The sequence below is a fragment of the Microcoleus sp. MOSTC5 genome (assembly GCF_036701825.1).
In the GTDB taxonomy this organism is placed as follows: domain Bacteria; phylum Cyanobacteriota; class Cyanobacteriia; order Cyanobacteriales; family Microcoleaceae; genus Microcoleus; species Microcoleus asticus.
Window position 1 is genome coordinate 1 of sequence record NZ_JAUBRK010000074.1, and the last position, 13,388, is coordinate 13,388.

Sequence of the window (13,388 nt, forward strand, 5' to 3'; positions counted from 1 at the left end):
AATCAGTTACACTAACCAAGGGGTTAGGCTAACCGTCCCTGGATTTTTAATCCATTTAGGTTAAACGAATCGCACCCAAATACTTTTATTATATCCCGTATCAACAACCAGCTAATCTGCTAGAAGTATAACGATCGACCAACAAATGAGCAATCTCAACGAATCTCTGTCTGCACTTCCTTCCTATTGGCCCAGGCCCGATCTATCCCAAGCGGCTTTTGTCGCTGAAGGTGCTGTTGTCATCGGCAGGGTAGAGGTGGCTGCAGGCGCTAGTATCTGGTACGGGGCGGTGGTGCGGGCGGATATAGAGCGAATTGCGATCGGCTCAAGTACCAATATCCAAGATGGAGCAATTCTGCACGGCGATCCGGGGAAACCGACTGTTTTGGAAGATTTCGTGACAGTCGGACACCGAGCCGTGATTCACTCAGCTTACATTGAACGGGGCTGCCTGATCGGGATTGGGGCGATCGTCCTCAATGGAGTCAGGGTAGGAACAGGCTCTATCGTCGGTGCAGGGGCTGTTGTCACCAAAGACGTTCCCCCTCACACGCTAGTTGCGGGAGTGCCTGCCAAACGCCTCCGCGATGTCTCTGAGGAAGAAGCTGCGGAGTTGGTGGAACACGCTAAGCGTTACGAAAAGTTGGCTTTGGTTCACGCGGGGAAAGGTTCTGATTTGGGATTTGGTTAGTTGATAGAATAAGATTTTCAGCAAAAAACTATTAGTTTCCAATGGCTTACACCGCGCAAAAAATCCTCACTTTTGAAACATTTCTCGATCGATATTGTGACAACTTCCGCTACGAACTCGCTGACGGAGAATTAGTTGACAAGGAACCCACAGGCCCCCACGAAACCGTCAGCGGTAAACTGGCAACTCAAATCGGCATCGTTCTCGCAGCCGAAAAACTACCTTGGTTCATTCCCCGCAATTGTTTGATCCGTCCATTTTCTGATGCAGCTACTGCCCGCCGTCCCGATATTGTCGTGTTAGATGAAACCGCTATTGTCAGCGAACCTCTTTGGGAAAGAGAACCTGTGATTACATTGGGGCGATCTATTAAATTGGTGGTAGAAGTAGTCAGCACTAACTGGGAAACAGATTACGCCAGAAAAGTTGAAGAGTATGCTGTTTTAGGAATTACCGAATATTGGATCGTTGATTATCGCGGATTGGGAGGCGTGGCTTTTATCGGTAAACCAAAACAACCTACTATCACCGTTTGCCAACTGATTGACCAAGATTACATCCAGCAACAATTTGGCCTCGATCAACCGATTATTTCTCCTCTGCTAAAGAACTTGCAACTTCGGTTAGATGATATTCTTCCCCGATAAAGTGGGGTGTCAAACTAAATATAGGAATTACGCACGGGTAGTCAGGGTTTCGAGACTTCGACGGAGTTTATTCTGATTCATCTATCATCGGTTTTTGGGCAGCGTGTCGCACAAAAATAATCTGAACTGTATCATCAACAATCGTAAACATAATCCGATAGGCATTTCGTCCCTTGCCGTAAACAAGTTGTCGTATTTCTTCGTCAAAAAAACTATTCTAAACGCGAAGGAACAACGAGAAGGCCTATTTTCTAGCGATAAGATAGCTTTGTACAAGCCTTCTAACCAATTTCTAGCCTTCTGAGAAGAATGATTACTCAACCAAAAATAAGATTCCTCGATCGCTTTTTGCGCTGCGGGTTGGATAATGACTTGATATTTCTGATTCATCGCTAACTGTCTAGCTTATCAAACAGTTGATTGAAAAAATCCTCCGCTTTTTGCCCTTCCCCTCGATCCATTTGTGCCAAACCCAGTTTAATTCCCTTTAAAGTCTCTAATAACTCAACCGCATCTAAAAGTTTCTGATAGGATTCAGCATCCTGAATAACTAACTCTGCTTTCCCGTTGACAGTTAGAACTAAAGGATGTTTTGTTTGTTTGAGCCGCTGCACAAACTCAGTCGTATTACGTTTAAAATCGGTGAGAGAATGTATGTCTCTTGAAAGGTTAATCATAATGATAACATAAAATTAGCATCTAATTAAATGTTAAACGATACCTGCGGAGTTTGTCAATCTAAGCTTAGGTGATATTCTGCCCCGATAAAGTGCCTTGCTGCAATCTAAAATCTAAAATCTAAATCAGAAACTGGGTTTTTTGTGTAAGTCCTATATATACTATTAAAGCTGTGCCGGAATCGCACCGATCGCCCTTGCCACTAACACCTATCATGAACGATCGCACATCTACTCCAAACATCCCCCCGCAGGCCTGGAAACGTCCCATCGGCCTCGGTTGGGAGAATCCCTATACAGTCCGCTACGCAAGCAATCTCGACGACGGCCCCTGGCACGGAATGCCTTTGGGCGGGTTCGGTGCCGGCTGCATCGGGCGATCGTCCCGCGGCGACTTCAACCTCTGGCACATTGACGGCGGCGAGCACATTTTTCGCAGTTTGCCCGCTTGTCAGTTCAGCGTTTTTGAAGAAACTCAAGGCAAGAAACAAGCTTTTGCACTGTCCACTGAACCGCCTACCGATGGCAGTTTATCTAGTTGGAAATGGTATCCATCGGAAGGAAGAAAGAAGAAGGAAGAAGGAAGAAGGGAAGAAGAAGAAAGAACAGGGGAAGAGTCTAATTCTTCGGGGAGTTATCATGCTTTGTATCCGCGCAGTTGGTTTGTTTACGAAAATGTGTTTCAGGCTCAATTAAGCTGCGAGCAATTTTCGCCAATTTTGCCGAACAATTATCAGGAAAGCAGTTACCCAGTAGCCATGTTTGAATGGGTGGCGCACAATCCTACAGATGCGCCGATTACTCTCAGCATCATGCTGACTTGGGAGAATATTGTCGGTTGGTTTACTAATGCCAATAAATCACCAAAAGTGATGGTGCGAGATGATGGCAGTCCATTTTATGACTATCAACCCCGGTGGGGAGAAAGTGCCGGAAATTTGAATTTGTTGGTGGAAGATTTTCACCGAATCGGTTGCGTGATGACGCGGTTGACTGCTGAGGACGAACCGCAAGAGGGGGATGGACAATGGGCGATCGCAACTATTACTAATCCGGCGGTAGAAGTATTTTATCAAACTCGCTGGAACCCGGCGGGGAATGGCGAGGATATTTGGCGCAACTTTTCTGCTGAAGGTTTCTTGTTAGATGACAAAGACGAGACAGCAGCAGCAGCAGGAGAACAGTTGGCTTGTGCGATCGCAGTTCGCTTTACTATTCGACCGGGAAAAACTCGCAAAATTCCCTTTATTATAGCTTGGGATTTGCCCGTTACTGAGTTTGCATCGGGAGTTTGGTACTACCGCCGCTATACGGATTTCTTCGGCCGCAACGGCAAAAATGCTTGGCCGATTATTCGCACTGCAATGAAGCATTCCGATACTTGGCGCGAAAATATTGAAGCTTGGCAAAAACCGATTTTAGAACGGAAAGATTTGTCAGACATTTTTAAAATGGCTTTGTTTAACGAGTTATACGCCCTCACAGACGGCGGTACTCTGTGGAGTGCGGCTGACGAACGCGATCCGAAGGGTCAATTTGCGGTTTTGGAGTGCATTGATTACCGCTGGTACGAAAGTTTGGACGTGCGGCTTTACGGTTCTTTTGCTTTGTTAATGCTGTGGCCGGATTTGGAAAAGTCGGTAGTTTTAGCCTTCGCTAGGGCAATTTCAGCCGGAGACGATACGCCGAGAATTATTGGCTGGAATCAAGCTTCTGCTATTAGAAAAGCTGTCGGTGCGACGCCGCACGATTTGGGTGCTCCCAACGAACATCCTTGGGAGAAAACGAATTATACTAGCTATCAAGATTGCAATTTGTGGAAGGATTTGCCTTGCGATTTTGTGTTGCAGGTTTATCGGGATTTCCTGTTGACTGGCGGCACAGATTGTGAGTTTCTGCAAGAGTGTTGGCCGGCAATTGTTGAGGCTTTGGCTTATCTGAAAACTTTTGATGAGGATGGGGACGGAATTCCTGAGAATTCGGGAGCACCGGATCAGACGTTTGATGACTGGCAAATGCGGGGGATAAGTGCGTATTGCGGGGGTTTGTGGTTGGCGGCGCTGGAGGCTGCGATCGCGATCGGCGAAATCTTGGAAGATGAAGCACCGCAGATAATTCCTAACCCTCAAGCAAAGATAGCATTATATCACAGTTGGCTGCTACAAGCAAGACCGAGCTATCAAGAAAAACTGTGGAACGGTCAATATTACCGCTTGGACAGCGAGAGTAATTCCGAAGTGGTGATGGCAGACCAATTGTGCGGTCAGTTTTACGCTAAACTGTTAGGATTGCCGGATATTGTGCCGCCGGAATGTGCAGTCAGCGCTTTAGAGACTGTGTACGAATCTTGCTTTTTGAAGTTCAACGATGGCGAGTTCGGTGCGGCAAATGGGGTGATGCTGAACGGTTCGCCGGAAAATCCCAATGCAACTCATCCTTTGGAAGTTTGGACGGGGATTAATTTTGGGTTGGCAGCTTTTTTGGTACAGATGGGGATGGAGGAGAAAGCGTTTAAATTGACGGATGCGGTGGTGAAACAGATTTATGAGAATGGGTTGCAGTTTCGCACGCCGGAAGCGATTACGGCGGGGGGGACTTTTCGGGCGAGTCACTATTTGCGGGCGATGGCAATTTGGGCGATTTACGGGGTGTTGACTAATTTTAAATAGGGAATTGGTATATTAGCTGATGAATCCCACTAAAATTTAAACAAATTACGCCTTAAACCCCATTTTAAGCAAGGAAAACGGTTAATTAAACTATCAATTTTATTGACAGTAAAAGTTTTCCGCATTCGAGGAAGACATTAATGTTTCATGCTCAAACTTTACCTATGCTAAAATTTGAGCGTGAAACAGCACTGGGATGAAAGGAGGAGCCAGACTCGGCTATAAACGAGAGATACAAAGGGTTTGAGGCAATTGTTGACACCAATCCAGTCCGCACCTTACTTGTATATAATTGGGAGCGATCGCCAATTTCAAGATATAATAGAAAAATGTCAAATCCCTTACTTTCCCTCAACTACGAACCCGCCATCGAATCCCTCGGTGGCGACTATTTTGATGAAGTCCCTGCGGCCGATTTTCCGCAGCATATTCTCCGCTTCCGCAACGACCAATTATTGCCGATACTGGGTTTAGACCCCACACAAGTAACCGACCAACATTTCATCGAAGCCTTCGGCGAATTTCATTGTGTCCGTCCCTTTCTCGCACTCCGCTATCACGGCTATCAATTCAACGAATACAACCCGAATTTAGGCGACGGTAGAGGCTTTTTGTACGGCCAAGTTCGCGGCACTGACGGCAGACTTTACGACTTCGGCACTAAAGGTTCCGGCCGCACGCCCTACTCGCGGCACGCTGATGGTAGACTCACTCTCAAAGGGGGAATTCGCGAAGTTTTAGCCGCCGAAGCTTTGCATCGGTTGGGAGTTCGGACATCTCGCTGTTTTAGTTTAGTTGAAACGGGGGATGCTTTGTGGCGGGGCGACGAACCATCACCCACGCGATCGTCCGTAATGGTGCGTTTCAGTCATTCTCACATCCGGTTTGGAACTTTTGAAAGATTGCACTATATCCGCAGGCAGGATTTAACTAAAAAACTTTTAGATTTTGTTATTGAATATTACTATCCTGAACTGCATTTAGAAGCAAGTAATGCGGGTGTTGCGCCGCCGGAAAAGTATGCGCTATTTTATGCAGATTTAGTCAAGCGAGTAGCCGAATTAGTCGCTCAGTGGATGGCGGCAGGATTTTGTCACGCAGTGCTGAATACTGATAATATGTCGATTACTGGAGAAAGTTTCGATTACGGGCCTTTCGCTTTTATCCCAACTTACAAGCCGGAATTTACAGCAGCTTATTTCGACCATTACGGTCTTTATTGTTACGGCAATCAACCGTTTATTTGTAAGGGGAATTTAGAGAAGCTCCAGCAACCGCTAGCAGCCGCGATTCCTCAAGCTGATATGGATGCTGCTTTGGAAAAGTTTGGCGAGTATTATAATGCAGCTTACCGGCAGTTGATGCTAAATAGATTGGGATTTGAGGATTTGCCCGAGGCGGAGGGAGATGAGTTGTTGAAAGTGACAATTAAAATGCTGGCGGAGTCTCAAGTAGGCTATCACGATTTCTTTTTTGAACTGCGAAGACAGTTCGATCGCACTTGGCGAGATGATGCTAGTCAAATTTTTGCTGAGGCGGAACCGGCTGACTTGATAGCACCTTGGCGGCAGTTTTATTATCACATTTTGCAAAGTTTGTCGGCGGATGATATGGAGAAAATGGCGGACAGGTTGCTCCGGCACAATCCCGAACAATCGCTGTTGAGACCGACGATTGAGGCTGTTTGGGAACCCATAGCTATTGAGGATAATTGGGAACCGTTTTATGAATTGGTTAAACGAATTCAAAACCCAGAAAATTGATTGATAATAGCTTGCATTAATAGCGCTCCGTGGCCGATTCACCTGCATTTTCTGTTGGTATTAAAGATTAGCGTGAACCAGCCCCGGAGCAATCTGAGATGATAAAAATCTGCCACATAAGAAATATAACACCGAGAAATAATGACTAATGACTAATAACTACTTGAGCTTTTCAATCTCAAATTGTGCATCTTTGTAACCGCCAGTTAGTCCTTGATCGAGAAACATTTTACCGGCTTTTTCTAAATCGCTAATCGCTCCTGCTTTGTCTCCCAATGAGCGGCGAACGATGCCTCTACCGTAGTAAGCAGCAGCATAATTCGGATTGATCCGAATAGCTTGCACGTAATCGGCGATCGCACTGTTGTAATTATTTAACTGCTGGTAAATCTTAGCCCGATTGGCGTAAGCTTCAGCATTGTTGGGATTGAACCCAATTGCTGCTGTAAAATCTGCGATCGCCCCCTGCGCGTCACCCCCAGCGCTGCGAGCTAAAGCACGATTGTTAAAAGCATTATAATCATTCGGATTAACTTTCAGCGCTTGAGTGCAATCGGCAATTGCTTTCGGATAATCCTTCAAATTTAAATAAGCAATACAGCGATTGTTGTAAGGAACCCCATCCTCATCGCTCAGCGAAATTGCCTGAGTGCAATCGTCAATTGCCGCTTGATGAGCTCCCAAATTCAACTGCGTGCTGCAACGATTAGCGTAAGCATCTCCACTCTTGGGATCGATCGCAATTACCTGAGTATAATCCGCCAAAGCTCCCTGATAATCTCCTAAGTGAAAGCGAGCTCTCCCCCGACTGTAGAAAGCATCAACATTCTTAGCATCAAGTTTAATTGCCTCAGTATAATCTCCAATCGCCCCCTGCAAATCTGCACTCGCAGCGCGAGCCAACCCCCGCGAATGATAACCTTTAGCCAGGTTTGGCTGCAACCGAATTACTTCGGTAAAATCCTGAATACCCGCCTTGTAATCTTGCAGCTCTAAATAAGCAACTCCTCTTTCATAATAGGTATCAAAATCGTCGGGCTGGAGATTCAAAGCTTGAGTGTAGTCCTCAATCGCCCCGCGCTTGTCGTTAAAATCGTGACGGGTTAGCCCGCGGTTAAAATAAGCCTGAACATATTTAGGATTGAGAGCTATCGCCTGAGAATAATCCGCAATTGCTTCTTGATATTTTTGTAAATCATAATTAGCATTACCCCGGCGATAAAAACTCTCAGGATTGTTAGGATTTAATTGAATTGACTTATTAAAAGCTTGCAAAGCTCCCGCGGCATCTTGATTGCGAGACTTTTCCACTCCCTGTTCGTGATATTCCTTAGCTTTAATCGGATTCGGTCTGCTCAAATAACTAAACAGAAATACCAGAATTATTGCTGCCCCAAAAACAGCCAAAATCAGCCACCAAAACCGGGTTTTAAAACGTGACGAAAAACTCTCAGAAGACAGTAAGCTCGGAGAAATACTTTTCTTTGGAGCCTTATTCACCGGATCGAGGCGGTGTCTCAACTTGCGGAGATCTACCAAAACTTCCTCCGCAGATTGATAGCGTTTGCCAAATTGGTGACAGACCATTTTGTCAATTATATTGGCTAGTCCCGCAGAACATTGCGATCGGTTCCGCCAAACAATTTCCCCCGTGTGAGAAGGGCTCGGATCTTGCAATTTTGGCAAATCCGTACCGGGCAAACCCGTGATAGCTTGGACTGCCATCATCCCGACTGCATAGAGGTCGCTGCTAAATTGCGGGTTGCCTTGAAATTGTTCGATCGGCATATAAGCCGGAGTTCCAGTAGCAATGGTGCGCGGAAATTCTGTATCGTAGTCACTGACGTGACTTGCAACTTCTTTAACCGAGCCGAAGTCAATTAAAACTAATTTGCCGTCTGGTTTGCGGCGGATTAAGTTGGAGGGATTAACATCGCGGTGAATCACTCCCTGAGAGTGTACGAAAGCGAGAAGCTGTAACACTTCTTCCAACAGATCCAGCACTCGTTCTTCCCGCCAAGGTTGACCGGCTACAATTTCCCTATTTAGGGCGTGTCCGGGCACAAACTCTTCGACGAGGTAGAATTGATTTCCTTCTTCAAAATAAGCTAGTAAAAATGGAATTTGATCGTGTTTGCCCAGCTTTTCTAATATTTCTGCTTCTTGTTTAAATAAGCGGTAAGCTGTTTTGAGAACTGTGGAAGTGTTGCTGGGAGGGCGCAGTTGTTTCACTACACATTGAGGGTGGCCAGGGCGGCGAGTATCGACAGCCAAATAAGTTTGTCCGAAAGCTCCTGAACTGAGAATTTGTACTACGCGATAACGCCTGTCTAAAAGTTGACCAACCATGTTCATATCAGGAATTGAGAATTGGGAATTAGTGATTGGGGATGGGAAATTGGAAATTGGAAATTGAGAATTGGTGATTGGTGGTTTAGCCTTCTTCTTTCTTCCTGCTTCATTTTGCATTCTTCATTTTTCCTCATGGCTGATGACTGATGACTGAGCACTAATAACTGATGACTAATAGCTTATTTAGGATCGTTGATTTGTGCTTGTGCATTTTGGAAACCATCAGCTCTTCCTTGTTCTAGAAAAAGCGTTGCAGCTTTCTGAAAATCCTCGATCGCCCCAGCACGGTCTTTGAGTTGGCGGCGGACGAGGCCTCGGCTGTAAAAAGCGCTAGCATTGTTGGGGTTGAGCCGCAGCGAGTGAGCGAAATCCTCAACCGCCAAAGGGTAATTTTTTAGTTCTGAGTAAATAGTACCGCGATTGCTGTAAGCTACTGCATCGCTGGGATTGAGCCGAATGGCTTGAGTAAAATCTTCCACAGCCCCCTGCTTGTCTCCCGAAGCCGATCGAGCTAATCCTCGATTGCTGTATGCTTTGGGATTGTTGCCGTTGAGTCCGATCGTCAAACTGCAATCTTCGCTGGCCTTTTGATATTGTTTTAAATTCAGATAAGCAATGCAGCGGTTGTTGTAAGCTGCTTCATCTTTAGGAGCGAGGCGAATTCCTTGGGTGCAATCTGCAATCGCTTTGTCGTAGGTTGCCAAATTTAAGTAAGCGCTGCACCGATTGGTATAAGCATCAGCTAGCTCTGGTTCCAATTCGATCGCCTTACTATAATCTTCCATCGCTCCTTGATAATCTGCCAGATTAAACCGCGATCGACCCCGACTGTAGTAAACGCCAGCTTGTTTGGGGCTAATTTGAATCGCTTGGGTAAAATCTGCCATTGCTCCTGTTTTGTCGCCCGCAGCCGATCGAGCTAAACCCCGATTGCTGTAAGCTGTAGCATCGTTGGGAGTAAGCCGAATTGCTTGAGTGTAGTCTTCAATTGCCGTGCGGTAGTCGCCCAAATCGTAGTAAGCTAAACCCCGCTGAGAGTATGCCTCACCGTCGCTGGGATTGAGCCGCACTACTTGGGTGAAATCTTCCACAGCTCCCCGCTTGTCGCCGATGTCGCGGCGGGCCAGACCTCGATTGTAGATGGCTTTGGTGTGGCTGGGATTGACTTTAATTGCTTGCGTGTAATCCTGTATTGCTAGATCGGTCGCGCCCGTGTCATAGCGAGCGTTGGCCCGCTTGTAGTAAGTTTCCGCATCGCTGGCATTCATGGCGATCGCTTGGGTATAATCGGCGATCGCACCTGTTTTGTCGCCTTGCTGCGCTTTTGCCATGCCGCGAGCGAACAATTCTTGTGCCCTCGCCGGACTTTTACTCTGCCAAAAATAAAGCACGATTGCTGTCAAGATTAAAGCTCCGGCTGTTGCAGCCAGCAGCAGCAGTCTGATTTGGCGCTGTCTCGGCGGTTTACTCATAGCGTCCGTGATGATTGTGGCTGGCGGCGGCTCAACATCCCATTTTACGGCGATTTGTTTGAGGTCTGCCAAAACATCGGCGGCCTCCTGATAACGTTCCTCGCAGTCGGAGCGCACCATTAGATCGATAATATCTGCTAGGGCAAGCGAACAAGTTGCCCGATTTCGCCACGCAATTGCGCTTTTGTTGTTTTTTAAGGCACTCAGTTCGTTGGGTGAGAGTCCCGTCACAGCAAGCTGGGCGATCGTACCTAGAGCGTAGATGTCGCTATTGTAGCGGGGGTTGCCGATCGATTGCTCGATCGGCACGTATAACTCCTGGGCCGCCAACTCCTGTTTTTTTGCCACAGGCCGTTTAACAGAGTTTGGGGAAGTTTGCGACAACAAATGACAGTTAGCAAGTTCCGGGTTAATTTCTTTGTCTAAGCTAAAGTCAATCAGCACAAATTTGCCGTCTGACTCGCGCCGGATAGCTCTGTCTGGCTGAATTCTGCGGTGAATGAAACCTTTCTCGTGTATGAACACCAAAATTTCTAATATTTCTGATAGCAGACAAATTACTTGGTCTTCAGGCCAAGGTTCACCGGGTATTAGTTCTTGACTTAAAGGCGAGCCGGCAATAAATTCTTCTATTAAGTATAAACTTTGATTTTCCTCAAAATACGCCAATAATTCGGGGATTTTGTCGTGTTTTCCCAATTTTTCAATTATTTCTGCGTTTCTTTGAAATATAACTTTGACTAATTCTGGAGTTTGCGAACTGGTGCCGGGGAGCAGCATTTCTCTAACAGTGCATTGCGGATACCCGGGACGGTGAGTATCTGCTGCTAGATAAGTTTTTCCCACCTCACTTGAGTCTGTGACTTTAATGATGCGGTAACGTCTGTCTAGAAGTTGACCAATCATGCTTTGCCCTCTACCCTGTTAATGTTCCATTATCGCACGAAATCACGATAGGCCCAACATTTGGCTGCGTAATTTAAGTTCGATCGGGCCGTGACTCCCGCCCAAAAACGGATACTTGCTTTCCGACAGGAGTCGTGAGCCGCCCAAAATTTTAGACTTTTGTTCAACCTCCCCGATTCATCTGTGGAGTAAATCTAAAATCTAAAATCTAAAATTTAAAATCGACTGACTGAGCAAACGGGCGATCGGATTGACGATCCAACTCAAGCGCGGCGGTAGCCCTATTCTAATATCTTAGAAAAAAATCGCTAAAATTGTTTATCCTGCCAATGAGATAGGTATAATTTAACAACCAAGCCGGAGGTCAGTCAAATGAACGTACAACTGGTTGAATCCCTAATTCAAGTTATCTTGTCTCTCGCAGCCGACGAGCAATTAGCGCTCGCAGGCAAGATATTAAAAAATATCCCCTACCCTTTGACTCAGGAACTCGTGCAGCTTGCCCAAAAGGGCTGCTATTTTAATTTTTTGAATAACAAACCAGAGATTTATACTCTCCAATATCGAGAAGCAATTGCCTGATGCTAAAAAACAGGAGATTGAGAGAACTTTTCAATGTGTGAATAATAAAAATGTCTGAATCACTAACAAAAGGAGGGACGATCGCAGCGATCGCCACTGCCATAGTTCCCCAACAAGGCAGCGTCGGCATTGTGCGAGTTTCCGGTTCCGCAGCCTTAAAAATTGCCGAAACTCTGTTTCGCGCCCCAGGACGGCAAATCTGGGAGTCTCACCGCATTCTTTACGGTCACATCCGTTGCCCTAAAACTGAAGAGTTAGTCGATGAAGCTTTATTGTTAATTATGAAAGCGCCGCGTTCTTTTACTCGCGAAGATGTGGTGGAATTTCACTGTCACGGCGGTATTATGGCCGTGCAGCAAGTCTTGCAGTTGTGTTTGGAACAGGGGGCGAGATTAGCGCAACCGGGAGAGTTTTCTCTGCGGGCTTTTTTGAACGGGAGGCTCGATTTAACTCAAGCTGAAAGTATCTCAGATTTGGTGGGAGCAAAATCGCCTGCTGCTGCACAAAGTGCTTTGGCTGGTTTGCAGGGAAAATTAGCCGCACCGATCCGCAAATTGAGAACAACTTGTTTGGACGTGCTGGCAGAAATTGAGGCGAGAATTGATTTTGAGGAAGATTTACCGCCTTTAGATGAAGCTAAAACTTCTTGGGAAATAAATCATATTTTGGCGGAATTGTCAACAATTTTGGCAACGGCCGATCGCGGAGAATTGTTGAGAACCGGTTTGAAAGTAGCGATTGTCGGGCGGCCGAATGTGGGAAAATCGAGTGTGTTGAATGCGTGGAGTAAGAGCGATCGGGCGATCGTCACGGATTTGCCCGGTACGACGCGGGATGTGGTAGAGTCGCAGCTAGTTGTGGGCGGCATTCCGGTGCAGGTGCTCGATACTGCAGGCATTCGAGAAACCGAAGACAAGGTAGAAAAAATTGGCGTTGAGCGATCGCGCGCAGCAGCAAAACAAGCCGATTTAGTCTTGTTGACAATTGATGCGGAATCTGGTTGGACAGAGGAAGATTCGGAAATTTACGAACAAGTAAAGCACCGTCAGCTAATTATAATTATCAACAAAATCGACCTAGTAAAAACAATCCCCGAACTACCTTTTTCCTCTGAAGTTCATCCAATAGTTGTCGCAGCCGCAGCCCTCGATCGAGGCATTGAAGACTTAGAAACAGCAATCTTATATGCCGTTAGCGGGGAAAATTTGCAAGCAGCAAACTCAGACTTAGCAATCAACCAGCGGCAAGCAGCGGCGTTAACTAAAGCTAAAATTTCTCTGGAACAATGCACGGATACGATGAGCAATAAATTGCCTTTAGATTTCTGGACAATAGATTTACGCGGCGCAATTCAAGCATTGGGGGAAGTTACGGGCGAAGAAGTGACCGAATCAGTGCTAGACAGAATATTTAGCAGGTTTTGCATTGGCAAATAGCAATAGCAGGACTTAGGTAAAACCTGTACTGTACAGGTTTGCAATCCTCACTTTACCGCTATCACTTTAAAATTCAGAAAATTGACTGACTCGCTTGTTTGATTTTTTGCAAATTGAGTGGTTCCTACCGTAAATCAGCAACGCCAACCCTTCAATCTAAAATCTAAAATCTAAAATCTAAAATCGATAGATT

General features: G+C 46.0%; 9 protein-coding genes. 6 read left to right on the plus strand and 3 right to left on the minus strand.

Translation table 11 applies throughout. The features are described from left to right. Positions 1-145 precede the first annotated feature (145 nt). Together QUA54_RS29045 and QUA54_RS29050 are read left to right on the plus strand one after the other, a co-directional pair. The gene (locus QUA54_RS29045; RefSeq protein ID WP_333417913.1) at positions 146-691 is read left to right on the plus strand and encodes a gamma carbonic anhydrase family protein; all 546 of its coding nucleotides are present in this window, start codon (positions 146-148) and stop codon (positions 689-691) included. 41 nt (positions 692-732) lie between these two features. Then, a complete protein-coding gene (locus QUA54_RS29050; RefSeq protein ID WP_333417915.1) occupies positions 733-1,338 on the plus strand; it encodes a Uma2 family endonuclease in 606 nt (201 codons plus the stop codon). Positions 1,339-1,730: 392 nt separating this feature from the next. Here the strand turns inward: QUA54_RS29050 and QUA54_RS29055 are convergent, their stop codons facing one another. After that, positions 1,731-2,015: a type II toxin-antitoxin system Phd/YefM family antitoxin gene (locus QUA54_RS29055; protein WP_172187146.1), complete on the minus strand. Its 285-nt coding sequence runs from the start codon at positions 2,013-2,015 to the stop codon at positions 1,731-1,733. Between the two features lie 215 nt (positions 2,016-2,230). Between QUA54_RS29055 and QUA54_RS29060 the strand changes: the two genes are divergently transcribed. Next, positions 2,231-4,684, plus strand: a complete 2,454-nt coding sequence (locus QUA54_RS29060) for a GH116 family glycosyl hydrolase (RefSeq protein ID WP_333417954.1) — start codon at positions 2,231-2,233, stop codon at positions 4,682-4,684. A 329-nt stretch (positions 4,685-5,013) separates the two neighbouring features. Continuing rightward, on the plus strand, positions 5,014-6,447 hold the full coding sequence (locus QUA54_RS29065; RefSeq protein WP_333417917.1) for a protein adenylyltransferase SelO family protein: 1,434 nt from the start codon (positions 5,014-5,016) through the stop codon (positions 6,445-6,447). A gap of 159 nt (positions 6,448-6,606) precedes the next feature. Here QUA54_RS29065 and QUA54_RS29070 read toward each other — a convergent pair whose 3' ends face one another. Continuing rightward, entirely contained in the window at positions 6,607-8,796 is a 2,190-nt protein-coding gene (locus tag QUA54_RS29070; protein ID WP_445301599.1) for a tetratricopeptide repeat protein, read from the minus strand. Between the two features lie 182 nt (positions 8,797-8,978). Continuing rightward, positions 8,979-11,177, minus strand: a complete 2,199-nt coding sequence (locus QUA54_RS29075) for a tetratricopeptide repeat protein (RefSeq protein WP_333417921.1) — start codon at positions 11,175-11,177, stop codon at positions 8,979-8,981. Between the two features lie 372 nt (positions 11,178-11,549). Between QUA54_RS29075 and QUA54_RS29080 the strand changes: the two genes are divergently transcribed. Further along, entirely contained in the window at positions 11,550-11,759 is a 210-nt protein-coding gene (locus tag QUA54_RS29080; RefSeq protein WP_333417923.1) for a hypothetical protein, read from the plus strand. A gap of 50 nt (positions 11,760-11,809) precedes the next feature. Continuing rightward, complete coding sequence (mnmE, locus tag QUA54_RS29085; protein ID WP_333417925.1) at positions 11,810-13,195, plus strand: tRNA uridine-5-carboxymethylaminomethyl(34) synthesis GTPase MnmE; 1,386 nt, start codon at positions 11,810-11,812, stop codon at positions 13,193-13,195. The last annotated feature ends 193 nt before the right edge of the window (positions 13,196-13,388 follow it).

What these genes read in the sequence shown, in the direction of transcription:
- QUA54_RS29045 (WP_333417913.1), top strand. Translation starts at nt 146, where the DNA reads ATGAGCAATCTCAACGAATCTCTGTCTGCACTTCCTTCCTATTGGCCC.
- QUA54_RS29050 (WP_333417915.1), top strand. Translation starts at nt 733, where the DNA reads ATGGCTTACACCGCGCAAAAAATCCTCACTTTTGAAACATTTCTCGAT.
- QUA54_RS29055 (WP_172187146.1), bottom strand. Translation starts at nt 2,015, where the DNA reads ATGATTAACCTTTCAAGAGACATACATTCTCTCACCGATTTTAAACGT.
- QUA54_RS29060 (WP_333417954.1), top strand. Translation starts at nt 2,231, where the DNA reads ATGAACGATCGCACATCTACTCCAAACATCCCCCCGCAGGCCTGGAAA.
- QUA54_RS29065 (WP_333417917.1), top strand. Translation starts at nt 5,014, where the DNA reads ATGTCAAATCCCTTACTTTCCCTCAACTACGAACCCGCCATCGAATCC.
- QUA54_RS29070 (WP_445301599.1), bottom strand. Translation starts at nt 8,796, where the DNA reads ATGGTTGGTCAACTTTTAGACAGGCGTTATCGCGTAGTACAAATTCTC.
- QUA54_RS29075 (WP_333417921.1), bottom strand. Translation starts at nt 11,177, where the DNA reads ATGATTGGTCAACTTCTAGACAGACGTTACCGCATCATTAAAGTCACA.
- QUA54_RS29080 (WP_333417923.1), top strand. Translation starts at nt 11,550, where the DNA reads ATGAACGTACAACTGGTTGAATCCCTAATTCAAGTTATCTTGTCTCTC.
- mnmE (WP_333417925.1), top strand. Translation starts at nt 11,810, where the DNA reads ATGTCTGAATCACTAACAAAAGGAGGGACGATCGCAGCGATCGCCACT.